General features: G+C 46.0%; 25 protein-coding genes. 12 read left to right on the top strand and 13 right to left on the bottom strand.

Annotated elements, in window-relative coordinates; all coding sequences use genetic code 11:
• Positions 1-9: 9 nt before the first annotated feature.
• From JHL22_RS00715 to JHL22_RS00685, 7 genes are all read right to left on the bottom strand, one after another.
• Positions 10-1140, bottom strand: coding sequence for an acyl-CoA dehydrogenase family protein (locus tag JHL22_RS00715; RefSeq protein ID WP_200232738.1), 1131 nt, complete (start codon positions 1138-1140; stop codon positions 10-12).
• Positions 1141-1255: 115 nt separating this feature from the next.
• Positions 1256-3073 (bottom strand): AMP-dependent synthetase/ligase, encoded by a 1818-nt coding sequence (locus JHL22_RS00710; protein ID WP_200232737.1) that lies wholly within the window; start codon positions 3071-3073, stop codon positions 1256-1258.
• A gap of 2 nt (positions 3074-3075) precedes the next feature.
• Entirely contained in the window at positions 3076-3888 is an 813-nt protein-coding gene (locus tag JHL22_RS00705; protein ID WP_200232736.1) for an ABC transporter ATP-binding protein, read from the bottom strand.
• Between the two features lie 4 nt (positions 3889-3892).
• Positions 3893-5050 carry an ABC transporter substrate-binding protein gene (locus JHL22_RS00700; protein WP_407926752.1) on the bottom strand — a complete coding sequence of 386 codons (1158 nt, stop codon included), beginning with the start codon at positions 5048-5050 and terminating at the stop codon, positions 3893-3895.
• A 38-nt stretch (positions 5051-5088) separates the two neighbouring features.
• Positions 5089-6129: a branched-chain amino acid ABC transporter permease gene (locus JHL22_RS00695; RefSeq protein ID WP_200232733.1), complete on the bottom strand. Its 1041-nt coding sequence runs from the start codon at positions 6127-6129 to the stop codon at positions 5089-5091.
• Positions 6129-7013 carry a branched-chain amino acid ABC transporter permease gene (locus JHL22_RS00690; RefSeq protein WP_200232732.1) on the bottom strand — a complete coding sequence of 295 codons (885 nt, stop codon included), beginning with the start codon at positions 7011-7013 and terminating at the stop codon, positions 6129-6131. The genes JHL22_RS00695 and JHL22_RS00690 overlap by 1 nt, the downstream gene beginning before the upstream one ends.
• An 8-nt stretch (positions 7014-7021) precedes the next feature.
• Entirely contained in the window at positions 7022-7849 is an 828-nt protein-coding gene (locus tag JHL22_RS00685; protein ID WP_329610613.1) for an ABC transporter ATP-binding protein, read from the bottom strand.
• Between the two features lie 301 nt (positions 7850-8150).
• Between JHL22_RS00685 and JHL22_RS00680 the strand changes: the two genes are divergently transcribed.
• The 3 genes from JHL22_RS00680 (at position 8151) to JHL22_RS00670 (ending at position 11185) form a co-directional block, all read left to right on the top strand.
• A complete protein-coding gene (locus JHL22_RS00680; RefSeq protein ID WP_200232730.1) occupies positions 8151-9164 on the top strand; it encodes an AraC family transcriptional regulator in 1014 nt (337 codons plus the stop codon).
• 100 nt (positions 9165-9264) lie between these two features.
• Positions 9265-10089 carry an enoyl-CoA hydratase/isomerase family protein gene (locus JHL22_RS00675; RefSeq protein ID WP_200232729.1) on the top strand — a complete coding sequence of 275 codons (825 nt, stop codon included), beginning with the start codon at positions 9265-9267 and terminating at the stop codon, positions 10087-10089.
• Positions 10090-10147: 58 nt separating this feature from the next.
• On the top strand, positions 10148-11185 hold the full coding sequence (locus JHL22_RS00670) for a mechanosensitive ion channel family protein (RefSeq protein ID WP_329610612.1): 1038 nt from the start codon (positions 10148-10150) through the stop codon (positions 11183-11185).
• Here the strand turns inward: JHL22_RS00670 and JHL22_RS00665 are convergent.
• Positions 11144-12844: an ABC-F family ATP-binding cassette domain-containing protein gene (locus tag JHL22_RS00665; protein WP_200232728.1), complete on the bottom strand. Its 1701-nt coding sequence runs from the start codon at positions 12842-12844 to the stop codon at positions 11144-11146. The genes JHL22_RS00670 and JHL22_RS00665 overlap by 42 nt on opposite strands.
• Positions 12845-13090: 246 nt before the next feature.
• Here JHL22_RS00665 and JHL22_RS00660 point away from each other — a divergent pair, with 246 nt between their 5' ends.
• Positions 13091-13288, top strand: coding sequence for a hypothetical protein (locus JHL22_RS00660; RefSeq protein ID WP_200232725.1), 198 nt, complete (start codon positions 13091-13093; stop codon positions 13286-13288).
• Between the two features lie 16 nt (positions 13289-13304).
• On the opposite strand, the gene JHL22_RS15895 is transcribed toward JHL22_RS00660, so the two are convergent.
• Positions 13305-13409: a hypothetical protein gene (locus tag JHL22_RS15895; protein WP_234041037.1), complete on the bottom strand. Its 105-nt coding sequence runs from the start codon at positions 13407-13409 to the stop codon at positions 13305-13307.
• A 159-nt stretch (positions 13410-13568) separates the two neighbouring features.
• Between JHL22_RS15895 and JHL22_RS00650 the strand changes: the two genes are divergently transcribed.
• From JHL22_RS00650 to fahA, 5 genes are all read left to right on the top strand, one after another.
• Entirely contained in the window at positions 13569-13772 is a 204-nt protein-coding gene (locus JHL22_RS00650; protein WP_234041025.1) for a MerR family transcriptional regulator, read from the top strand.
• Between the two features lie 165 nt (positions 13773-13937).
• Entirely contained in the window at positions 13938-14687 is a 750-nt protein-coding gene (locus JHL22_RS00645) for a GntR family transcriptional regulator (RefSeq protein WP_200232724.1), read from the top strand.
• Between the two features lie 18 nt (positions 14688-14705).
• Entirely contained in the window at positions 14706-15680 is a 975-nt protein-coding gene (locus JHL22_RS00640; RefSeq protein WP_200232723.1) for a tripartite tricarboxylate transporter substrate binding protein, read from the top strand.
• A gap of 7 nt (positions 15681-15687) precedes the next feature.
• Positions 15688-16692, top strand: a complete 1005-nt coding sequence (locus JHL22_RS00635; RefSeq protein WP_234041036.1) for a 3-hydroxyacyl-CoA dehydrogenase family protein — start codon at positions 15688-15690, stop codon at positions 16690-16692.
• 58 nt (positions 16693-16750) lie between these two features.
• A complete protein-coding gene (fahA, locus tag JHL22_RS00630) occupies positions 16751-18058 on the top strand; it encodes a fumarylacetoacetase (protein ID WP_200232721.1) in 1308 nt (435 codons plus the stop codon).
• Here the strand turns inward: fahA and gloA are convergent.
• Together gloA and JHL22_RS00620 are read right to left on the bottom strand one after the other, a co-directional pair.
• Positions 18028-18432, bottom strand: coding sequence for a lactoylglutathione lyase (gene gloA / locus JHL22_RS00625; RefSeq protein WP_200232720.1), 405 nt, complete (start codon positions 18430-18432; stop codon positions 18028-18030). The two genes, fahA and gloA, sit on opposite strands and share 31 nt — an antisense overlap.
• A 105-nt stretch (positions 18433-18537) precedes the next feature.
• A complete protein-coding gene (locus JHL22_RS00620; protein WP_200232719.1) occupies positions 18538-19458 on the bottom strand; it encodes a LysR family transcriptional regulator in 921 nt (306 codons plus the stop codon).
• A gap of 317 nt (positions 19459-19775) precedes the next feature.
• On the opposite strand from JHL22_RS00620, the gene JHL22_RS00615 reads away from it, so the two are divergent.
• The 3 genes from JHL22_RS00615 (at position 19776) to JHL22_RS00605 (ending at position 22852) form a co-directional block, all read left to right on the top strand.
• On the top strand, positions 19776-21155 hold the full coding sequence (locus tag JHL22_RS00615; protein ID WP_200232718.1) for an MFS transporter: 1380 nt from the start codon (positions 19776-19778) through the stop codon (positions 21153-21155).
• 305 nt (positions 21156-21460) lie between these two features.
• Entirely contained in the window at positions 21461-21895 is a 435-nt protein-coding gene (locus JHL22_RS00610; RefSeq protein WP_200232717.1) for a hypothetical protein, read from the top strand.
• Between the two features lie 612 nt (positions 21896-22507).
• Positions 22508-22852 carry a hypothetical protein gene (locus JHL22_RS00605; RefSeq protein ID WP_200232716.1) on the top strand — a complete coding sequence of 115 codons (345 nt, stop codon included), beginning with the start codon at positions 22508-22510 and terminating at the stop codon, positions 22850-22852.
• Between the two features lie 296 nt (positions 22853-23148).
• On the opposite strand, the gene JHL22_RS00600 is transcribed toward JHL22_RS00605, so the two are convergent.
• Positions 23149-24249 (bottom strand): COG3904 family protein, encoded by a 1101-nt coding sequence (locus JHL22_RS00600; RefSeq protein WP_200232714.1) that lies wholly within the window; start codon positions 24247-24249, stop codon positions 23149-23151.
• A gap of 228 nt (positions 24250-24477) precedes the next feature.
• Positions 24478-25713 (bottom strand): DUF2569 family protein, encoded by a 1236-nt coding sequence (locus JHL22_RS00595; RefSeq protein WP_200232713.1) that lies wholly within the window; start codon positions 25711-25713, stop codon positions 24478-24480.
• Positions 25714-25924 lie beyond the last annotated feature (211 nt).

Raw genomic sequence — 25924 nt, 5'->3', positions numbered from 1 at the left:
TAGGATGAGTTACATCAACTCACGCGCGATGATATTGCGTTGTATCTCGGAAGTGCCTTCATAAATTTGCAGTACCTTCGCATCACGGAAAAGCTTTTCGGCAGGATACTCGGTTGAATAACCCATACCGCCAAATATTTGTATGGTTTCAGTGGCCGCCCACATCGCTGAATCTGCCGCTGTCACTTTAGCCATCGACGCTTCTATCGTGTTATTCAACCCTTGATCCAGCCGCCAGGCTGATTGATAGGTCAGCAAACGTGCCGCCTCCAGGCGCATGCGCATGTCGGCCAGTTTGTGGGCAATCGCCTGATGGTTCATCAAGGATTTACCCATCGACTGGCGCTGGCTGGCATAGGCAAGCGATTCGTCCAGACAACGCTGTATCAGGCCAACACCAAAAGCCGCTACCATTGGCCTGGTACGATCAAACACCTTCATGGCGATTGAAAACCCACTGCCTTCTTCACCTAAAATCTGACTGTCAGGCACAAATACCCCATCCAGAAACACCTCACACGTGGGTGCGGCCTTTTGCCCCATCTTGGAAAGCGGCGTACCGACAGATAATCCTTCACTATCCGCTTCCACAATGAAAGCGGATAAGCCTTTATGGCCTGCCTGGACATCGGTTTTTGCAAACACCACAAAAAATTCCGCCATATTAGCGTTGGAAATCCATATTTTGCTACCTGTTAATCGATAGCCACCCGAGACTTTTTCCGCCTTGGTTTTAATTGAGGCAACATCCGAACCCGCTGAAGGCTCTGTCAATGCGAAACTCGCCATTGCTCCCGATGTAAGACGCGTAAGGTATTTTTCTTTTTGCCCCTGCGTACCTGCGATGACGATAGGTTCAGCAGCCAAGGTATTGATACATAAAGCAGCACCAATGCCCAGGCAAGCATGGCAAAGCGCCTCTGTTATCAGCACCAATTCCATGCAGCCAAGACCGGCACCCCCATATTGCTGCGGCAATACTGAATTAAGTAGCCCCAAGGAAAATGCACTGCTATAAATATGCATGGGAAATTGTGCATCTTTATCCGCCTGACTCGCAATGCCCTGTATTTCCTTATTTGAAAACTGTTGCGCCAGGGACTGTATTTGCTTCTGTTCTTCAGTCAATTCAAATTGCATCTCACTACTCCTGAATACGGATACCTGTCTCAAAACGCAGGCAACAGACACCCGTACAGCCATGTTGTGGCTGCTATTAATCATAAAAAATCAAGGACGTAAACGACGTAGACAACTAGGCGTATATGGACTCTATTTCTGTCTCGTAAGTCTTGTGAATGCTGCTACGCTTTACTTTCATGGTGGCGGTTACCTCACCATCATCATGGTCCAGAGCTTTAGTCAATAAATGAAAGCGCCTGATGTTTGCGACGGGGGCCAACTGGGCATTGCCTTTAGCCACTTCAGACTCGATCAGTTCTTTTACTTCATCAAGCTCGGTCAGCGAGCGGAAATGCGTAAAGGCGATTTGACGTGTTTCCGCCCACTTTGACACGGTTTCCAGGTCAATTTCTATTAGTGCGGAAACAAATCGTCGACCGTCCGCAATGACGACACATTCTTTTATGTATGGGCTGCCCTTCATCGTATTTTCTATTTCTGTTGGGGTGATGTTTTTGCCACCCGCTGTAATCATGATGTCTTTCATGCGATCAACGATATAGAGCTGACCATTGCGCTCGTTAGCAACGTCACCCGTATGCAGCCATCCATCAACAATAGTTTTGGCCGTTTCGGCTTCATTTTTATAGTAACCGGCAAAAACCATCGGCCCGCGCAACAATAACTCTCCTGTATCCGGGGCCAACTTGTACTCAGTCCCGTAGATAACCATGCCGACAGAGGCCGGATGGGGGTCATCAAGTGGTTGTCCTGTGACCATTCCCGTGGATTCTGTCAGACCATACACTTCAACAATAGGTACACCTATGGTACGGAAAAACTTTACGACGGTAGGCGGTACGGGTGCCGCACCCGTCAGGGCCACCCGGCAATTACGCAAACCGATAAAATTTTGTAAGGCACGCAAAATAACCCAATACCAAAACCCGTAAATTACCTTCTCTTTTAAGCTGCGAGCACTTTTTGGTTTGTACCTGAAGGGCTCACACGCCTCGATGGCTTGATTAAATAACCACCGGCGAAAGCGTCCGGTTTCAGTGATTTTGATCGCGATGGATGAATAGAGTTTTTCCCAAATACGTGGCACACCCAAAAACAGGGTAGGCGCCAGCTCACGCAAGTCTTCCTGGACAGTACGTATGGATTCACCAAAACAAACCACCGACCCCAGATAAATGGGAACAAAAGTGGTCAGCATTTGCTCGGCCACATGACACAAAGGCAAATAAGATAAATGGTTTGAGTCAGGTTGCAGCTTCAGGCGTTCTATGATGCCTGGTGTCACGCCATGTATGTTGGCGTAACTGATCATCGCCCCCTTGGGCTTACCCGTAGAGCCGGAGGTATAAATGACAAGCCCTATGTCTTGCATCGTTTGTTTGGCCAATACCTCATCAACAAGCCCGGAATGCGTCTTTTCATACGCTTTGCCGGCTTGCTCAACATCACTATACAGTACGGCAATATCGGCAATACGTTCGTCAGTATTACGAAAACCATCAGGCTCGATAATAATGACATGCTTAAGCTGCGGCAGTTCATGCAAAGACTCAGCAACTTTGTCGGCCTGCTCCTGATCTTCACACACGACGATTTCAGAGTCAGAATGGTTCAAGATATAAGCAACCTCGGGGGCGGGGCTGGTTGGGTAAACACCAACGGTGACCACGCCCACCATGCCACAGCCTAATTGTGCCAACACCCATTCTGAACGGTTTTCAGAAATTATTCCAACATGGCCGTTGTCAGAAAGGCCCAGTGACTTCATGCCCAAGCCAAACCATACAGCACGTTGGTAATAAGTAGCCCACGTCAGGGGCTGCCATATACCGTAATCTTTTTGGTGCAAGGCAACTTTATCAGGCTCTTGTTGCGCGCGCTGACGCAGCATTTGCGGCAACGTTAATTGTGAAATTAAATGATGACTCATAATTATGACAACCAGCGTTTACGGCGTTTGTAATGTTTAATGTTCTTGAAGCTTTTGGCTTCACCCCCACCACCAACACCTAAATAGAATTCACGAACGTCCGGGTCATTCGCTAAAAAATCAGCCGACCCATCGGTCACTATTTTGCCCATTTCCATTATGTAGCCATAATGAGAAATGGCTAAGGCAATCGACGCATTTTGCTCTACAAGCAGCATAGATACGCCCTGTTCAGCATTAATCCTGGCGATAATTCCAAAGATATTTTCTACCAGCAAAGGCGCCAAACCCAGCGAAGGCTCATCCAGTAAAATAAGCTTCGGTTTCGCAATTAGGGCCCGGCCAATCGCCAACATTTGCTGTTCGCCACCAGACAAATAACCGGCTAAACCATGACGACGCTCATAAAGCCGTGGAAAGTACTCATACACCAGATCAAAATCCGGTTTTAACCCTGTACGACCACTCAGTGCATAAGTCGCCGCCACAAGATTTTCTTCTACCGTCAAGTCTTCAAACACACGGCGGCCTTCCATGACATGAAACAAGCCGGCACGGACTAATTCATGCGGTCGCTTTTGCGATACTGGCTTCCCGTCAAAGCGAATGCGTCCATCAGTCAGTTCGCCATCTTCCAGCGTTAACAGCGCTGATATGGCTTTAAGCGTGGTGCTTTTACCTGCCCCGTTGGATCCCAGCAAAGCCACGATTTGGCCTTGATCAACGCGCAGCGACAGCCCACGTAGTGCCTGAATACTCTTGTTGTAAAAAACTTCAATATTATTTAGTTCCAGTACGGAAGCTGTCGCTTGCATGGCATTACTCCAAAACAATCCACTCAGATGCAGGTACCATTTGCCCCTTGCTTACGTCAGCCTTATAAATACGGCCAACAGGTATAGAGTTGCCACTAATGGTGATAGGCACACCGATAAGGCCTCCTGTATCAAAGTCTTTAATCGTATTAAGTGCCGCTTTCATATTTCCTGCCGTTAATTCTTTACCTTCGGCTAACACACGACGGGCTGATTCGGTATAAAGCATGGCAGATAAAAAGCCTTGTATGTATGGTACGTTTTGATACTCAGGGCGCATTTCACGAATCTTTTCCAACATGGGCGCAGGGGCAGACTCGTCATAATAGTAACGGTATGGCATAACGCCCATAAACCCGTCTCCGACTTCCCCCATTTGCATAACGGTAGAATTATCCATGGTCCAGAACGTACCCATAAATTTTGTATCCAGCTTCATATTTCGAGCCTGCTCAATAAACTCTGGAATGGGGGCCAATATATAACCGTGGAAAATAGTGTAGTCTGGTTTAGCACGACGCATTTTTGCCATTTCCGTAGATACATCAACACTACCGGGTGGTGTCATCAACTCTAGCGCCACCTTCAGGCCAAGCTCTTCAGCCACCTTGCGGCTGGCTTCAATCGGGTCACGGCCAAACTCTGTATCTGAATACACAAAAGCAACCTTGGCACCTGGTTTTTCCTGGGCGATATAGCGCAGCAAAATACTAAACATTTCGGTATAGTCCGGGCCCGCTAAAAATTGGTATGGGTATTTTTCTGGATCATTAAGTTCAGTGGCAAATGATGCCCCGGACATTAATATAGAATTCATGCGATTTAACTCAGGGTTAATGGTTTTACTGAAACCCGTCGAATCGCCGTAATAAAAATCAACTTTATTCTGGCTGGTTATTTTTTTAAATGCCGCTACAGAGACATCTACTTTATAACCACTGTCCTCTGGCACATATCTAAGCTTGTATCCTTCGATGCCGCCCGAATCATTAATAATTTTGACGTAATCCTGTATACCCGCGTGAATACCTATACCCGCGAAGGAAAATACGCCACTCATTGGTATGGAACCGCCGATTACAATTTCTTTATCATTGGCTTGGGCAATACCAGCCACTCCTAACAGACTGGCAACAACGGAACCCGCAAGCCAGTTTTTCATCGTTTTAATTTTCATGATGTCTCCTGCTGTTATAACGTTTATGATTTAAAAGGCCATAAGTGAAAAAAACGTCGTATACGCTGCCAGATTTCCTGAAGACCCAGCGGCTCTACAATTAAAAAACCAATAATTAACAAACCAAATACAATCGTCCGTACGGGCGATAAAATAAGGGTTGCATCTGCCGAGATAGGCAACCACCCTACGATGAGCTTGAGGGCCTCGGGTATCATTGTCACAAAAACAGCCCCCAGAATACTCCCCAGGGTAGAACCCATACCCCCCACAATAATGGCGGTTAAAAAGAAGATGGACATGCTTAGGGGAAAGCTCTCGGGCGTAACGATACGAAAGAAATACGCCCATAAGCCACCCGCCACACCCGCATAAAAAGACGACAAACCAAATGACAAAAGCTTATAACGCAGCAAGGGTATGCCAAGCACCTCTGCTGAAATATCACGATCGCGAATCGCGATAAATGCCCTGCCGATGCGTGTCCGGAACAGGTTCGCCGCACCCAATAACATCATTACCATAACGGGCACCACCATCCAGTAAAACAGGAAAGAGGTATCCAGAGAAAAACCAAACAGCACCGGTGGCGCCACCGTAAGACCAGCCGTCCCCCCTGTGACTGAACCCCAATTGGCAAAAATAAAATGCAATATCATGGATGCTGCAATCGTCGCAATGGCAAGGTAAAGCCCTTTTACCCTTAACGATGGAATGCCAACCACAACCCCGCCCAACATCGTGATGCCACCTGCTATTAATAGATTAAAAATAACAGGTGTACCAAAATGGTTATCCATATAGGCAACCGCATACGCGCCAATGCCCATAAACGCCGCCTGCCCCAGGCTGACCAGGCCCGTGTAGCCTGTAAGGATATTTAGCCCCGTGGCGCTAACGATATTAATCATTACCAAACACGCGAGGTATAGCCAATACTCATTGGCAATGAAAGGAAATGCGACCAGGCTGCATGCCAATACCAACAACCACGCATATTGTGTACGACTGTCAAATAACGCTTCGTCGTGTTTATAAGTAAATTTTGCCGTTCCTATACGCATTACAACCTCTCGATCTCACGGGTACCAAACAGGCCATACGGTCTGATCATCAGTACAATTATTAGTATCAGGAAGGTGACCACAACTTTGTACTCACCGCCTAAAAATCCACTTGCCCACGATTCTATAAGCCCGATGGCCATCCCAGCGACTAAGGCCCCAAGCACGCTATCAAGGCCGCCTGCAATCACAACCACCAGCACTGACAAGCCAAAGATGCCCATCGCCGGTGAGATGCCGCCAATAGCGCCAACAATCACACCAGCCACGGCCGCAATCATGGCCCCAATAACCCAGGAAAGCGAAAAAACGCGCGGCACATTAATACCCATTGAATAAGCAGCCCCCTGGTCAAAAGCGGTCGCCCGTAACGCCACACCACCACGCCAAAATCTAAACACAAGTAACCCTAAAGAGATCAGGATGAGGGTCACAAAAAAACCATAAAACACTTTAGACGAAACAAACGCCTCTCCGATAAATATGGCTTCATCGGGCATAATGGGTGGCATACGTCGTTGATCTGCCGTCCAGATCAACTCGACGGCCCCCACAAGTACAGAGGCCAAACCCACGGTAATCATAAAGGTTGAGATAGGTGATTCTCCCACCATGGGCCTAATCGCCAATCGTTCTATCACCCCACCGGCCAGGCCACTGCCAAGGACACCAACAACGATGGCCAACCACATTGGCAGGCCGAAACCCGTAGCCAGCCCATAAACCAAATAAGCGCCAACCATCAGCATTTCGCCAATAGCCAGGTTAACCACACCCGTGCTTTTGAAAATGATGACAAAGGCCAGGGCAGTTAGCGCATAAAGGCCCCCTGTACCAAGCCCGGCCAAACTGATTTCCGCAAAAAATAGCCAATCAAAATCCATGGTTCCACCTACTGTGTGACGGGTTGGCGCAAACGCTGACGCAAATCAGACACATCGCCCGATCCGAGATAGGCACGTATGACTTCCGGGTTTTGCTGTACTTCTTCAGGTGTGCCGTCTGCAATAACCTGACCGAAATTAAGCACAACCACATGGTCGGATAAATCCATAACCATACCCATATCGTGCTCTACCATTAATACGGTAATACCCCACTCCTGGCGTACATCCAAAATAAAGCGCGCCATGTCTTCAGTTTCTTCACGGTTCATACCCGCCACGGGTTCATCCAGCATAAGAATCTTGGGCCGGATGGCCAGGGCCCTTGCCATTTCTACGCGTTTTTGCAAACCATAGGGCAAGGCTGAAACAGGATGATGTCTTATGTGATCTATTTCAAGGAAATCAATGATGCGCTCTTCAACCTCACGGCGCAGCTCTAATTCTTCACGCCTGGCACGGCCTATATAAAAGAAAGAGTCCAAAACGTTGGTACGTAAATGCGCATGGCGTCCCAACTTGATATTGTCTAATACGGTCATGCCACGAAACAGGGCAATATTCTGGAAGCTTCGCGCCAAACCTAAACGCGCACGCTCTGGTGCAGGGGTCGAGGTAATATTTTTACCTTCAAAGAATATTTCACCCGCCTGCGGTTTGTAAAAACCGGAAATCGTATTAAACAGTGAGGTTTTACCGGCACCATTAGGACCAATCACGGTCGTGATGGTATTTGGTACAACGTTAAACCCCACATCAGTTAATGCTTTTACGCCGCCGAAAGCGAGCGTAATGTTGCCCAGCGTTAGCAATGGCTCAATAACAGATTGCTTCACGATGTCTCCTCTCGTAACCGTTATATATTTTTTTGGTACTTCATTATTTTATTTTTTGTCTGGATTTATTTATTATCTGACTCAGTTATGTGATTCATTTTAGGACAGTAATTTATATTTTCAAATGGCAGAAAAAGACTAAAACTATGCAAAAGCTGCCACCTTCCAGCCACCCTATGTGTTTACCCTAGGTATTCAGCATCTAAAATGGACCCCGTCACCTGGTCGTGTATTCTATTCATCTTCTACCCCATGTTTGTATATCAACCCGTAGAAACCGCGTCAATCAAGGTGATAACTCATGGAAGTTCAAACTATTTCAGTACATTTTATTAATGCTTTATTAGCAGGGGCATCAAAGCATTCAAGCTATAATGAAAAATGGATTACCAAAACAGGACTATCTCCCACCCTTTTAGAGCTTGAAGGAACACGCATAACCATGAGCAAATTCGCTCAACTATACCGTGTTTTGGCAATCGAGCTTAACGATGAAACGCCTGGTCTTTTCTCACGCCCACTGCGTAATGGAACGCTTAAATATTTATGCATGATTATGCTGGACGCCCCCGATCTTGGTGTGGCGCTTAACCGGTTCCGTAATTTTTTCCGCTTAATCAATGACGATGTGGAATACAAAGTCAGGACGTGTCCAGACGGTCTCATTAAAATAGAACTTGAAGAAAAGAATGATTTGGGCCTTACGCGCACATGGGCACTTGAGCTGCTATTGATGCTGGTACAAGGCGTTTCATCCTGGCTGATAGAGCGCAAAATACCCTTCGTATCCATCGCCTTTCCTTTTACCGAACCCAGTCATGCTGCTGAATACGAGCAACTCTATCCAGGTCCGGTAACATTCAATCAAAATGAAACGGCACTGTATATGGATCCGGTTTATTTGCATGAGCCCATTCGCAAAGACCAGTCTGTGCTTAATGAGTTCGTCCGTAACGCACCCCTTAACTGGTTTTATTTCTCACCCAATGACAGGCCCCATACCCACCAACTGCGGCACTACTTGCAAAACAGATTACATGAAAACGTAACCATTAATGATGTCGCCTTGATTCAGCATATATCACCGCGTACGCTTGCCAGACACCTGGCTTCTGAAGGCACTACCTTTCAAAAAACCAAAGACAAACTACGGCGGGATATCGCCATCGATTTATTAAATAAAACCGATACGCCCATTGCCACGATTGGTAATGACCTGGGTTTTGAAGATCCTGCCGCCTTCAACCGCGCTTTTAAAATGTGGACAGGCAGTGCGCCGGGTGCCTATCGTAAACAGACTATTTTGCAGGCTTAGTGTTTGACTAACTATCAGCACAATTGAAAACACCCGCACTGGGAAAAGCGTATTTTCCGACTGATTATCAAGATCGAACCAAACCTCTTCTGGAGATAAAATGGACACTGTAGACCTTAATAGCAATCATCATTTTGATAGTAAAGCACTACATTTTAATATTGATGCCGGTATTGCCACCATTACGCTAAGCAGGGCAGATCACGGAAATGCGCTCAACCTTGAGATGATCACATCATTTTCTGATGCGGTAAATGAAATTTTGAATACTGCGTCGGTAAGGGCCATTTTACTGACCGGCGCCGGGAAGAATTTTTGTGTGGGCGGTGATATACGTGCATTTATAGAAGAACGGGAAAACCTGCCTGCCTATGTTGATTCACTCATTGTTCCCTTAAATGAGGCGCTTTTGAAACTGGCGAATTCTGGCATTCCTATTGTATCTACATTGAATGGCGCGGTAGGTGGTGCGGGTATCGGCTTAGCCCTGGTTGCTGATTTTGTACTGGCAGCAGAGTCGATGAAATTACGCTGCGGCTATACGGCGATTGGATTATCACCCGATGCAGGCAGTTCCTGGTTATTGGCCAATCGTATCGGTGCATGTAAAGCCAAACAATTGTTTATGTCCAATGCCACCCTGGATGCCCAAAGGTGTTTAGGTCTGGGAATCGTTGATGAGGTGTATCCTGATGCTGACTTAATGACGCAAACGCATGCTTTGCTCAAGATGCTACAAAGCGGTCCCTCAAAAGCAATCTCAAGGGTAAAGCGCTTACTCGATCACACTTTTTCCCAAAGAACATTAGAAAACCATTTGGCACAGGAACGTCACTTTATTGTTGAAAGTGCAAGTGAGGAGGATGTACAGGAAGGTATTCTTGCCTTTACACAAAAACGCAAAGCGACTTTTGCTAATAGTTGACGGTGGTATGGCAAAAAAACAATGCCCATACGGATATTAATTTATTTCTTGGCAAAAAATGGACAAACTTACTTTAAACTCTCCAGAAGATTTCCTCAGCCAGTATGCTATTGGTGCCATGTTGGTGCTTGCCTGCCTACTGGTTTCCATCGGCCTGCGTTTTTACGCCCATCGTCATAGCCAATTAACGCACAGCATCATTTTTCACCTGCTGCAGATCACCGTGCGGTGCACCTTGGTACTAGTCGTGAAGCAATACATTCAAATGGCTATTGTAGAATTTCACTGGAAGTATGTTGCCATTAGGGATGTGGATTTTTTAGCAATCCTGATGATTGTCTTAATTGTTATGCGGGAACTATTCTTGCTGATTAATCGCCTTGAGTACAACCAGATCCAGAAGGGCAAGAATCAGACTTCATCACGTATGATATCGCGGGTATTAAAGCTGACAACTTTCGTTGTAATCATGTTGCTATTTGGTGAGCATTTCGGCATAAGTATGTCTGGTCTTATAACCTTTGGCGGTATCGGTGGCATTGCCATTGGCCTGGCAGGCAAAGACATCTTAAGCAATTTTTTCTCAGGCATCATGCTGTACTTTGACCGGCCCTTCAATATTGGCGACTGGGTATCCTCTCCTGACAGGAATATCGAAGGCACAGTCACCGAGATCGGCTGGAGACTGACTAAAATTATTACCTTCGATCATCGGCCATTGTACGTGCCGAATTCGGTTTTTTCCACAATCATTGTAGAGAACCCGGGACGCATGACCCACCGCCGCATCGAGACAGAAATTGGTCTGCGCTATGAAGATGCCAACAAAATAGCCGCCATTGTTAACGATATCCGGACTATGCTGCAACAACACAACGGGATCGACAGCAGCCAGACGCTGCTGGTGAATTTCAACCAGTTTAGTAATTCTTCGTTGAATATCCTGGTATATTGCTTCACCAAAACGGTTAAGTGGGCCGAATGGCTGGAGATCCAAGAAGAGGTTTACTTGAAAATCGTCGATATCGTCCATGGGCACGGCTGCCACTTTGCCTTACCGTCCCGTGCCCTCTATTTCAAGAAAGAGACCAGTTGATACGGTCGGGGCTTCCCGCTGACGTTTAGCCTCTTCCAACAGATAGACCTGATAATCATCAAGATCCCCGTCAAAGTTTTCCATGCCGCCGCGCGACACCAGCCAGAACTCATCACAAACCGAACGCAGCAAAGCGCGATCATGGCTGACCAGCATCACCGAGCCTTCAAACTCATTCAAGGCGATGCTCAGGGCCTCACGAGTTGCCAAATCCAAATGGTTGGTTGGTTCGTCGAGCAGCAGCAAATTGGGGCGCTGCCAAACGATCATGCACAAAACCAGACGGGCCTTTTCGCCTCCACTCATGCTTCCGACTGACTGGTTAACCATATCGCCACTGAAATTGAAAGTACCCAGAAAATTACGTAACCCCTGCTCACGACATTCCATGGCACTGGGGCGCACGTTGGCTGGCGTTTCCTTTACCAGGCGTATCATGTGCTCCAGCGGGTTGTCAGCAGGCCGAAGAACATCCAGTTCCTGCTGTGAAAAATAACCAATATTCAAACCTTTCCCGGTAATGATTTCGCCCGCGACCGGCTGCAATGCACCGGCAATGGTTTTTACCAGCGTCGATTTGCCTTGCCCATTGGCGCCAAGAATGCCAATGCGCTGCCCGGCCAAAACAGAACGATTAACGTTCTGCACAATGACAGTAGGCTTTGCGCCGGCCGGCGCATCGTCAAATGGCGGATAACCTAAGCTGGCAGCAGTCATTGCCAACATGGGGTTAGGCAAGTTGGCTGGCGCTTTGAATTCAAACTGAAACTCGGCATCAGCCAAAATGGGCGCAATTTTTTCCATGCGCTCAAGTGCCTTAACGCGGCTTTGCGCCTGCTTGGCCTTACTGGCTTTCGCCTTGAAGCGATTAATGAATTTTTGCAGGTGTGCAACCCGTTCCTGTTGCTTGGCCTGTGCCGCCTGTTGCAGCAACATTTGTTCGGCCCGCATATCTTCGAACTTGCTGTAATTACCGCTGTAGCGCACCAGCTTGCCATGATCAATATGCAGCGTAACATTAGTGACGGCGTCCAGGAATTCCCTATCATGACTTATCACTACCATCGTACCGGCATAATTCTTAAGCCAGGCTTCCAGCCACACCAAGGCATCCAAATCCAGGTGATTGGTTGGCTCATCCAGCAACAGAAAATCCGACGGGCACATCAGCGCACGCGCCAATTGCAGACGCATGCGCCATCCGCCCGAGAAACTGTTTACCGGCCTGTCGAGCTCGGCAATACTAAAACCAAGCCCCAGAATAAGTGCCTGTGCCCGAGAGGGAGCATCGTGCGCACCCGCATCATTCAATGCCATATAGGCGTGCGCCATTCGCATGCCATCATCGCTGGCTTCAGATGCGGCAACTTCGATTTTCGCCGCCTGCAACAGGGTGTCGCCATCCACCACAAAATCCGTTGCGCTTTGTTCGGTTTCTGGCATGTCTTGCGCTACTTGCGACATACGCCACTGTGTTGGAATGGAAAATTCGCCCCCATCCTCGTGCAGCGTGCCATTGAGCAACGCAAATAATGAGGATTTGCCCACGCCATTTCGACCGACCAAACCCACTTTTTCACCAGGATTGAGCGAGACAGAGGTTTTGTCGAGTAATATTTTACTGCCGCGACGCAAGGTCACGTTCTTGAGGATAATCATTAAGGGTAGATCTTTATTTTCAGGTGAGCAAAAAACCCAAGCCAGAGCGGCTGGAATTTAAACGGGAGATGACAGAACGAAGTGCTTGATCTGCAAAGAGGAAAATACTGCGCAAAAAGTGCATAAATTGTAGCATACGAACGTTTTATTCCATATATTCTGTATGATATAGATGCTTAATATTAACGCTGCATTTATTGTGTGGCACCCTGACAAACATAGTGTACGTTCAAGCAAAGGAAAAACATGAACAAGAAAAGCATGCCCGATCCAGACGAAGTGGCATTAATCGAATGGTGTATTGAAGTTGAAGGCTTTTTGGTAAAAGCAGGCGCAACCTTGCGCGAAGCGCAAGACCATATCGAAGAACAGGCCGAATGGTTTACCGATCAATTCTACAACGGATTGACGCCAGAAGAAGCGGCCAAGGAAGCGCTGAATTAAACCAGTTCATGCAAGGTCATGTTTGAGCTAGTACACTTTTCCTGGTAGCCGAATCGGAGGACAGCGTCAGTTCCAGTTTTTCTGCCGCAAAATTAAGCTGAAAGTCAGAAACACCCGGCATACGCTGCAAAGCCGTTTCAATTTTAGCCACGCAACTGGCGCAGTCATGCCTTCTACCTGCATGATATGCCTGCTGCCACTGCCCTCTCTTGGCATTGATTCATTATGAATTCGCATAAATTTCTCCTGTCTATAAAGGACATTAGAAACCCTGCTGCAGTTGCGCGACACACACAGTGAAAGCTGTTGCGACGTCAATACCCTGCTGAACGAACATATTCACGCCGTGGAAACCCGCCTTAAAGAACTGACCTTGCTCAAACAGCACTTGACCGAATTGCGCCGGCAATGCACGATTGCTGCCACAACCGATTCATGCGGCATTTTACTTGCCCTTGGCGAGCAGGGCTCCCGTACTCACTAAACCAAAACCGGACTTGCACAGCCCTGCCCGGCCTGCCAGGTTCTCTTGCCCACGCTCGCAATAACATTGACAGCCGCCTCACATTAACCGGATCAGGGTTTATACCTATCGCAATCCCATCCCGAATACCCTTACAATTTAACCTAAAGTCCCAATTATAGAACTATGAGTCTTTTAAATAAACCCTTCGACTGGTCAAAAAGCAAACAACCCATCTATCTGCAGCTGGCCACTATCTTTCGCCTTCGCATTGAGAATGGTCTGTGGCCTTGCGGCGAGCAGATTCCCACCATTGAAATCCTGATGCGGGAATTCGGAGTGGGACGGGTAACAGTAAGAACGGCCATTACCGAACTTGAGCAAGAAGGCTTGCTGGTGAGTTCCCGTGGCAAAGGTACTTTTGTCAAAGCCTTGCCCGATTGCCGGTTGCCCCGCTTTGAAATTGGCGCCAGCTGGGCCGAACTGATTGCGCGCGGCAACCTGAACAAACCACTGGAACTGGAATGCCTGGCACCAGAACCGCAAGCATTGCCGGAAGAATGCCTGGTTGAAGGTACCGTTGCCAGCCGTTATCAGGGCCTGCGGCGCGTTTACAGCCGGCGCAATATCAGCGTATGCGTCAGCCGGGTTTACCTGGAAGCCGGTCTTTACGGAGAGCTGAAAGACCTGATCCAGCAACAATCCATCATTTCCGTACTGGGTAACCATGCAGAAAACCTGCTGGCGAGCGGCCACCAAACCATCACCGTCATTTCCGCAAACGAAGACACCGCCAGCCATTTGCACATCCCGATCGGTTCACCGATCGCACAAATTGTCCGGCGCATCTATAACAAGGACAAAGTATTGATTTACTGGTCCCGTGTTGACTATGACGCACGTTATCTGAAACTGGAGCTTGACCTCTTCCCTTGACCCCTATCTGGAGACAATATGAAAACACACAAAACCTTCCGGCACCTGCACGCCCTTTCCGCATGCACCCTGCTTGCACTGTTTACTGCCACAACAACGCATGCCGCAACCGACTACCCCAAACAACCCATTTCCCTGATCGTGCCCTATTCGCCAGGCGGCAATACCGACGCCTTGGCCCGCTTGCTTGCCGACCATGCGGGCAAACGCCTGGAGGGCAATATCGTGATTGAATACAAAGCGGGCGCCAACGGCACCATGGGTGCCATGCACATGAAAAACCAGAAGCCTGACGGCTACAGCCTGTCTTTGCTACCCCTGTCCGTATTGCGCCAGCCCTATCTGGTCAAGGTCAAATATGATCCGTTGCAAGACTTGACCTGGATCGCCTCTGTCTCGAACTATACTTATGTGATTGCCGTACCGGCCAAATCACCCTGGCAAAGCATTGAAGAACTGGTAGAAGACGCCAAAAACAATCCCGGCAAATACAGTTATGCCGCTTCCGCGCAATACAGCTCCAACCATCTGGCCATGACGGAACTGGGCCGTGAAGCCGGCCTCGACTGGACATTCATTCCATACAAAGGCGACTCGGATGCCATCACGGCCCTGCTTGGCGACCATGTCAATATTATCAGCGCCACCAGCACCATCCTGCCTTTCGTGGAAAACGGGCAAGTGCGTGTCCTGGCTGTAGCGGGAGCGGAACGCTCACCCGATTTTCCTGACACGCCCACACTCAAGGAACGCGGCTTCAATGTGGAAATGCTGTCTCCCCTGGGAATCGGCGGACCCGCCGGCATGAACCCTGACGTTGTGGCCAAACTGGCAAAAGCGGTGGAAGAAACCATACAAGACCCGGCATTCATTGAAAAAGCACGCCCCCTTGGCATTGAACTGTCTTACCGCAACCATCAGGACTATACCGAATGGGCCAAACAGACTTTTACCAACGAAAAAGAAATTATCAATCGACTGAAAGATGAATAAGCAAGTGATGAATCCTACAAACACCCTTACCCTGAACAGCCAGCCCTTCAATCCCGCCACCAGCAAAGTGGCCGTACTGGGTGCCGGCATCATGGGTCCCGGCATTGCTCTGGTTTTTGCCGAAGCCGGATATCGTGTCACGATGTGCGAAATTTCTCCGGAAAACCTGGACAAAGGCATGGCCTCGCTTCGTGACAGTGTTGCCCTGAAAGTCAGCGAAGGCTTGCTGGATGACACACAGGCCAGACAAATCATTGAACGCGTGGACGCTCGGGTAGGCATTGAAGACACGGTTGCGCAAGCCGACCTGGTCATAGAGGCGGTATCCGAAAAAAAAGAAATCAAGCAAGCCGTTTTCCAGACCGTACAAAAACTGGCAAAGCCGCATACCGTTATCTGGAGCAACACTTCCACATTGAATGTTTTTGAACTGATCGAACCCGACATGGCAGGCCGTCTGCTGGTGGCACACTGGTTCGCTCCGGCTCATATCGTCCCGCTGGTAGAGGTGGTGGGTGATGGCGGCAACACTGACCGGCTCGTAACGGAAACCATCGATATCCTGAAAAACATTGGCAAGGTACCGGTACGCCTGAACAAGATGATCAACGGTTTTGTCATCAACCGTCTCCAGCGTCTGCTCGGACGCGAGATTTTCTACCTGCTTGAATCGGGCGTCATCAGCCCTGAAGATCTGGATATTGCGGTCAGGGCAAGCATTGCCCCCCGTATGCAGGTTCTGGGCGTTTTGCAACGCTACGACTTCACGAACCTTAATCTGAGCGTACGCAATTTCCAGGATCCTGATTTTACCGATCCGCCTTTCGAGGCCGTGCCCAAATATTTGCAGGACAGGGTCAATGAAGGCAGGCTTGGGGTCGGTACCGGCGCCGGCTTCTTCGACTATCAGGGACGCTCCTCCCTGGAAATGCAGCAGGAACGTGACCGGCACCTTTATCGCGTGCTGGAAGCGCTGGGAGAGTATGTTGACGGTCCGCGACCGGTCCGCTGAAACAGCCTCATAGGCTTCCTGTTTTTTCCTTATTGATCCTTCACTGGAATTCTCTGATATGTATATTATTGACAGCAACAGAAACTCTTTTGTACCCGGTGCACGCCAAAGCGAGTTTCCATTGCAAAACCTGCCCTACGGCATATTCAGCACCGCAACGCAACCTTCCCCCCGGGCAGGCGTGGCGATTGGGAACCGTGTCCTGGATCTGGCTTTGCTGGCACGGGAAGGATGGCTGCCCTGCCTGCCAGCGGAGATATTCAGCCAGGCTTCACTCAATGCCCTGGCCGCTACCGGACGTGACGCATGGACTTCATTGCGTGAAACCCTTGCCGGCCTGCTTGAAGAAGGCTCCAGCCTGGCAGAAGATCCGATTCGTGAGCAAGCCCTGATTCCTCTCCAGGACTGCACATTGCATTTGCCTTTCCTGATTAGCGAATATACTGATTTTTATGCATCCAGAAACCACGCCTACAATTGTGGCGTCCTGTTTCGTGGTCCCGACAATGCCCTGCCGCCCAATTGGATGCATATGCCCATTGCCTATAATGGGCGAGCAAGCAGCATTGTTGTCAGCGGCACGCCTGTACGCCGGCCCAATGGCCAATTGCCACCCGGGGAAACTGGCATGCCCGCCTGGGAGCCCACCAAAACCCTGGACTTCGAACTTGAGGTCGGGGTTTTCATAGGCACGGGAACGGAACTTGGCGAACCGCTTGAGGCAGACAGCGCCGAAGCGCATATTTTCGGTCTGGTCCTGCTTAATGACTGGAGCGCGCGTGACGTACAACGCTGGGAATATGTCCCCTTAGGCCCATTCCAGTCAAAGGCCTTTGCCAGCTCCATCTCGCCCTGGGTCGTTCCATTGGATGCACTGGAGCCGGCTTCGGTTGAACTTCCAGCCCAAAATCCGCCAGTCCTGCCCTATTTGCAAACCCGCCGCCATCGCTCTTTTGACATTGGCCTGACGGTACAGATTCAACCGTCAGGTGGCAAGCCTGTCACCGTTTCAACAAGCAATGTCCGTCACCTGTACTGGAGTTTTGCTCAGCAGATTGCCCATCATACCAGTGGGGGCTGCAACCTGCGTACCGGAGACCTGTTGGGCAGCGGCACGATCAGCGGCACAACGCCCGACTCTCTAGGCTGCCTGCTTGAAATGAGCAAAAACGGCACACAGCCACTGTCACTGGCCGATGACGTGCATCGCCGCTTTCTGGAGGACGGTGATTCCGTAACCTTCAATGGCAGCGCCAGCGTCAATGGCCTGAAAATCGGTTTTGGCCAGGTATCCGGTCAGATCCTGCCGGCGAATCACCTATCAAGCAAAATAACTCAAACCGGTTCTATCAATTCAATCAAATAATCATCGGGATCAAGCACAAACGCAATAATGCGTTGCCCGTGATTCATTTTCTTGGGCGGTGTCTTGATTCTGACACCGCATTGCGCCAGCTTTTCCACCGATTTGTGTATATCACTTACCATGAGCGCCAGATGCCCGAAAGCCTGGCCTTTTTCATAAACGTCCTGCCGGTCCCAGTTATAGGTCAACTCAAGGCTGGATTCCGTGTTTTCATTAAAGCTGAGAAAAACATTGGTAAACCTGCCCGACTCATATTCCATATGGCGCAGCACCTTCATGCCCAGAATATCCCGATAAAACGCAAGGGATCGTTCCAGATCCAATATCCGCAGCATGACATGATCAAAGCTAAACTGTATTTCAGGTGTACTCATGACAAACAATCTGAATTTGAAAATGACAATGTAGCAAAATAATCAATACTCAATCATGACCGTTCATCAAGCATCAATGAGAAATACTCATTTTCAATATGCTGATTACGAATGTGCCATAAGGCCTGGAGAAATGTTCTGGATAAACAAAGGCACACAAGGATTAATATTGGTTTCCTGCCACATAATGCTAATGAACGATTGCGGATATTGCCCTGACAAAGCCAGATCAATAGCAACCAAATCCCTGTGTACATATTTGCGCAATGATTGCGACAAAATGGCAATCCCCATATGAGCCGCCACCAGGCTCATAATACCGGTGATGGTACTGGCTTCCTGTACGATATTTGGGTGAAACCCGGCATGACGGCATAAGGAATAAAAATAACGTCGCCATACCTGCCAGTGATTTTTAGAACCAACCACAAAACGCTCATTGGCCAGATCCGCCAGTGAAATGACTTTACGCCCCGCCAAAGAATGATCTTTCTGCAATAGCACAACGGGATCATCCTGAAACACCGGTTTCCACTGGACACCCAGTTCTTCCGGATCATCGGAAAAAGCAAAGCCGAATCCCAAATCAAGGCTTCCTTGTTGCAGTCCCTGAATTTGCTCTTGGGTTGGCATATAAAGAAGATCGGTTGTAATGTTGGGATATTGTTGTCTGAAGTGTTCCAGCGTATTGGGCAAGACATCCTGAATCGCATAATCATTATAGGCAATGATTAAATGGCCGATATCGCCGAATTTGGCTTTTTGGGCCAGTTCAATACCCCGCTCCAAATGAATGAAAACCTGTTCGGTTTCCTGCAAAAACAGAAAGCCGGCGGCAGTCAGCTTAACGTGCCGGGTACTGCGTTCAAACAGCTCGACCTGTAAAGCCTCTTCAAGCGCCTTGATAATACGCGTCAAGCCTGGCTGGGTAATGTGCAGAAGCTCTGCTGCTTTTTTAAAATGCAATTGTTCGGCAACCATTTTAAAAGCTCGTAAGTGATGCAGATCAAAGCGCACAGGACTCATGGTTCAACTCCATTCTCATCATTAATAACATTTCGATCAATAATACCGTGCGAATAGTGAATAGACAAACCATTGGCAGCGTATTAGTTTACTGTTTATGCGTAATAAGGCATAACAATAAAATATTTTAAATTTATTAAGACACACTCAAAAAAAAGGAGATACCTATCCTGTTCCAATCGTTTAGTATTCACTATTCGATTTTTGGATCAATTTTAATAACGATAATCATAAGTTGATAAACAATAAAAAAACCAACACCCCACAGGGGTTTATTTTGAACACACGATAATTCCAATACTTGAGGAGACATAAGTATGCAACAGGAAGCGACTGTGGCGACATCGGAACCTACCGATACCAGCCACATTAAGAAGGTAATGATGGGTTCAGCGGCAGGTACTGTCGTTGAATGGTTTGACTTTGCCTTATTTGGCTATATGGCCGTTTATATTGCACAGAATTTCTTTCCAACCGAAGACAAAATGGCTGGTTTACTGGCTACTTTTGCGGTGTTTTTAGTATCGTTTATTGTAAGGCCCATAGGAGGCATTTACTTTGGCAAACTGGGTGACAGGGTTGGACGTAAAAAAATCCTGGCTTTAACCGTATTGCTAATGTCAGGTTCTACCGCTGCCATTGGCCTGATCCCAACCTATGAAAGCATTGGTATCTGGGCGCCTGTTTTACTGATTATTATCCGCTGTATCCAGGGGCTGTCGGCAGGTGGTGAGTATACCGGCGCCACCATTTATACCGTTGAACACAGTCCCATGAAAAAACGCAACTCTTATGCTTGGGCGATGTCAGCGGCCACTTATTTTGCCTTTGCCCTGGCAGCAGGTATTAGTGCCGGTCTGGTCGCCATCATAGGTCCAGAAGCCATGGGGGCATGGGGCTGGCGTACGATTTTCCTGTTGGCCGTTCCAATGGGTGTTGTTGCCTTTTTCATTCGTGATCATTTGTCTGAATCACCAGAGTTCCAGCAAATGCGTGCCGAGAAAAAAGGCCAGGTCAGCTACACAGCTTCCCAGGTATACAAGGCAGAAGGTCGCAATATTGTGAAACTGGGTGGATTTGTGGTGCTTTATGCGCTGTCATTCTATATTTTCTCAACCTACATGAACACCTTCCTGCGTACCGTTATTGGCTTGTCTCCAGCACAATCCTTAACAGCCAGTATGGTTGCCCTGCTATTCGTGACAGCCCTAACCCCGATTGCCGGTATTATCTCTGATAAAATTGGCCGCCGTAAAATGATGCAATTTGCCGCGATCTGGCATGCTTTGTTCACCATTCCTGCCTACATGGTCGTTAGCAATGGTGCCACATTGGAAGCCGCTATTGCCGGTATGCTGATTATCGGTATTGGGCAGGTTGCAGCCAGCGTCGTGGCCGCTACCTTGCTGTCTGAAATGTTCCCAACCGATATGCGTTATACCGCATCCAGCATGTGCTACAACATCACATTTGCGATTTTTGGTGGTACGGCCCCTTATCTGGCCATCTGGTTGACCGCACAAACAGGCAGCTATCTGGCACCCGCATTTTACGTAACCGTAGTAGCCGTACTGTGCTTTTTCTGGGTCACTGTTTTAATGCCAGAAACCGCCAACAAACCGTTGCGTCGCTATCATACCGAACCGGAACCCGATGCCAAACCGGCTGTCAGTCTTGGTAAAGTAAGCGCCAGTTAATTGAATAATAAATAAAACCCATCTATTTCCCTTGACTTTAATCAGCCCTGTATTCAGGGCTGATTTTTTGCGTGCCATGTTTATTTTCAAATCAATCAAGGAAATATCCGCCTGCTTTAATAAAATAAAAACCTGTTAATTTATATTAAAAACAAATAGAAACCAGCTACTTGCCATGGTTAAAACACCTTTTCATGCTATTTTCGATAGAATAGGGTTCTGGCAAGAATTAATTAAAAGGTTGACTCCCTCCCCTGCCTGAAGTGAGCTGAAGGGCGAGGTTTTACAGCAAAGGGATAAGTATCATGACCACCATAAACCTGACTGACGTAACGGTAAGCAGCGATTACACTTCACGCACTGAAGGGTGGATGAGCGTTCATTTCAGCAATGGCAACACCATTACCGCCCATTGCCCCGAAGGCAATGACAACTGGGCCCAAGGCACCAAACTCATATGCAATACAAACCAGGAACAGGATCTTCAATACATTAAAGTAAACAAGCTATTATTACAGGCAGCCAATGATGGAAAATACGTCATTTTGCAGGCCGATCTGCCCATGTCAGCCACACCCATGACGCATGCCAGACCGGCCAATGAAAACGTGTATATGGCCCTGCCTCACAAGCAGCAAAGTGTTTTCAGTGCCGATTTTCTGGCGATTGTGTGTATTATTATTGCCGCACTGTATGGTTTGAAATGGCTGTTTGAGAAATACCTGTTGCCGCGCTTGTAAGCACCGCTACCAACGGTTTTTATTGCTGGCAGAAACGCTCAGCGCATATGCGCCCACCAGCTTGAATAGTTGCAAAGCTTATATTGAACAGGGTAAGCCCCTCACCCCTCTCACAGAACCGTGTGTACGAACCTCATACAGACTCATGTACGCTTGTATTCAAAATACGTATATAGGGGGATTAACTTGTGATTTTTGTTTCACAAGCTACCTGGTTTACCTGACTAAGCTTAATTGTTATCTTGCTCCAAAACACGATCTACCCCCAGGCAATCTGACACTCTGGAGCAGACTACGTCGGCTTGGTGATCTTGAACTCGATATGCAGGTGGCCAAAAAATGGGGATAATTACAAGCTTTACGAGACGATTACGTTACATCCTCTATTTTGACTATTATTAACTAATTGAAATGAAAACTAATCGTTATACTGAGTCTATAATTCTTACAGAAACTCAACATCAATTAATTGAAACTTACTGCTAATTTGATCTTTGCGAGTAAGCTAATTGAAGATAAGCCTCCATCTAGATTTATGAGTTTTTCCTAGTCCAAACTTTACCCAACGTAAGGTTGAACTATTTTATTAATTAAATTTTTAATCAAAAAAATATGAAACGCATCCTATTCATCATATCAATTTCTTTACCTGCTTATTCGTTTGCGCAAGGGATAGATTTTATGGCAATTGAACGAGGCCGCCAACAAGCGCAAGATTATAACTATCAAGATCAACTACGCCAACAGCAATTATATGGATCTCCTAATGGACAATACAATGCCACTCAAGAACTTAGAGAAATAGAAAATCGCCGCTACCGCAATGAATTGCTAGCACAACAACGTCGGCAGAATGAATTACTACAACAGCAGCTTGATAGAGGAGCATTTCCTTCCTCTACGACGACAGACTGCCAACCGAATGGTTTTGGTGGAGTGCGTTGTACAACTCGATAACCATGAAAAACAAAGAATTATCTTTCGTAGCTATAGTTTGGTCGACTCTGAATAAAACACAACACATCGTTGTTTAAAGCGACCAACGCAAACTGGTTAACGGACAATCCAGCGGTACGACTAATTAACAAGCCCCCCCTGCGAAGATTTTTTTGTGCCTGCGTTTTTGGCGTCAGATATCTCTCAAAAATAGCTGTAAATACAGTTGGATCGCCTGAATAAAATGTTTTTGCAGTCTGTTAATAAATTAAATTCAACTTGAAAATATTGAAAACGAACGAATTATGCAATACAATTTAGTGGCAGTTTTTTAGGTAATTCTGAATTTCTCCGATAACATTCTCATTAACTCTCACGATTGCTGCAGTAATAAACAATTCCTTTCCTTTGATAATAAGTGTCAACGATGATTTTGATTTTAGTAAAAAATCAATATTATTTTTACTAAGTTGTTTTTCTATAAAAACAGAACCTTTATCAAGTTTCAATCCAAACCGATCTCCCACTCTTGATTCACTATGAATAATATATCCATCAAAATCAATTTGTGCTACTAATGCTTTATCATATATAAATTTTGCCCATTTTGGATTTATTTTTAAAATACTCAATAAATATGTATTTCCATTAAGACAAGATAAAGAAAACACCATCGAGTAAAGTCTATGGTTTTGCCCAATAGCTAAGAAAGATTTCCCCATTGTCTGTTTTAGCTTTATTATAGTTGGTTCTTCCCCATAATTTACAATTTTAAACTCCAATGCTTGCCTTGTAGTTAACCACAACATCTCATTAGAAGCAACAACAGCCGCAGATGAAAATACACTAGGGTCTACTCCCATCGATAATAAATAATTAATAAGAATAGCGCTTAGCTGTTGAGTAATTCCCTCAGATAAATTTCCATTTTTTGAATAAAACCTGTGTAGTCCAAGTATACCTTTATCTGTAACATATCGCCCAACACCACCAACAAATGCATATACACAAGCACTAGCACAAACAGCCTCTTCTTGTACTTTTCCAGAATCATATTTACCAACTTCAGTATCAAATCCAAACTCTCTAATTACTTCTCCTAAAAGCATACCTCCTAATAAGGAACCTCCTGGAGAACTGAAATAAACAACTGCAGACTCATGAGATATATTATTTTTTTTTATAAAATCACGTAATATTTGATGTGAATTCTCAGTAATTTCACCACTCGCATAAATACCAATCATTATATTTTTATCAAAAATTCCTGTTCTTTTTAGATTTAAAACTGCCCAGCTTCTTTCAGTATCAGAGGTAAAACTCATAATAGAAAATTTCATTGCATAAGAATTTTTAGGCAATAAAAAACAAACAGCCACCATTAAAATAAAAGTCAAACTAGTCAATCGTTTAGTCACTTTTCTCTCCAAAATCTCAATAATTTATCATCTTTGATAAAAATCAATGAATTTTCGTAAAAAATATTTTACTGAAAAATATTTCCTCCATATTTATTTGAAATCTCCTTGAGGACAACCAGACACATAATAAAACAACAACAAAAAGTTATACTATAAAAATAAAACTAGATATTTATACTATCGAAACCACCTGAGCAACCAGTATTTATATAGTGAAGGGATTATTCAAAATTGGCTATTTTTAGGAACTATATTAGTTTTTATATGTACAAATTTTTTATCCTTAAGTTCATAAAAGTGAGCCCCATACTCGCCTTCCTCATTAATGTATCCAGCGAGCACTAATAAACGGCTATTGGGCTTAAATATTACATTCTCACCGTCTCCCTGCCAGCAGCATATGCTTCCCGGCAATGAAACAACGTCCCCTGTTTGGGTATTTACAGCGGCACCCATGAGACACATTGCTCCACAACCCCATGCGGTAAGGACATAGTCTCCCGCAAAATTGGCTTGGTAGTTTTGAGTTGCCCGTAACCTGGTTCTAAATGAATGATCAAATTCAGAAACCAGCTTTACCGCTACGTTCTTTCCATAATATGTTTTTTGAGCTGGATAACTGGTAAATTTAGGAGATTCATTTGTAGTAGGACTTTGTATCAACGGCTGTTCTGTTTGTGGAAAAGTAGGTATATTAATTGTATTTTGAAACATAAGTGACTCAACAGGTTGAGTTTTAACTACATTAACCGTTTTTTGTGCATTAGTATTATTGCTTTGTTGATATGTGTTATTTGATAAAGAGACAGGAATATTGTTATTTATGTTCAATACCAACAAAGTCAAAACAATAAATAAAATTGCAGGGTAAATAAACCAGTGCTCAGAGACTGATTTTTTAATAGGAAGAAGCATCGGATACTCAATGTTTTTATCCATTTCATTTTCCCAACTTGCAAGCCTATAGCCATGTTGGTCAACAAGGGAACTGTTTTCTACAAAAATTTGATTATCAAACGTTAGGCGTGCCCTTTTTGATCGGATAAAATAAGGTATCCAGATTAGAACATTTATGATCCACCCAAGAACGAAAATAGCCAAATCAGCACCTACTCCCGGAATATCTCCCAGCTGTGCAAAAGCATATGTCTTAACGAATAATGTAGCAATGAGTAAGCTAATAACAATTAATCTTGTTTTGGGGTGTTTTGAGGCAAACAAATATGAAATAACAACAAAGCATAAAAGAATCCAAAAAACATTAATTCCTATACCTGGAAAAAGAGAAATCAGATTCCAGCCGGTATATTCAGCCCCCATTAAAACATTACTTATACCGCCCAACTCTGTGAGACAACCAAACATACTGGCGATATAAAAAAACAGAAGCCATCCTTTCACACCATACAAATGGTAACTTTTTGCTTTTTCTACACCAATATAAGTCCATACCTTATTCATTGTTCTTTTCCAAATAAATTTTATACTATTAATATTTTAGAAGCCAAGAAAATCAATCAACCAATGGGTCAATTAAAAAATTTAAATCAAGATTAAATTTCAATTGATATTATTTTTTTAAAGGATAACCATTTTTAAATATGATAAATTATGAAATAATAAATTTTTTCTTACCATCATAAATAATAAAATCTAGGCAAGCGGTAAATCT

Source organism: Advenella mandrilli, from assembly GCF_016595155.1.
GTDB lineage: Bacteria > Pseudomonadota > Gammaproteobacteria > Burkholderiales > Burkholderiaceae_B > Advenella > Advenella mandrilli.
The sequence above is the reverse complement of the archived record's forward strand: the minus strand, read 5'-3'. Positions and strand labels throughout refer to the sequence as shown.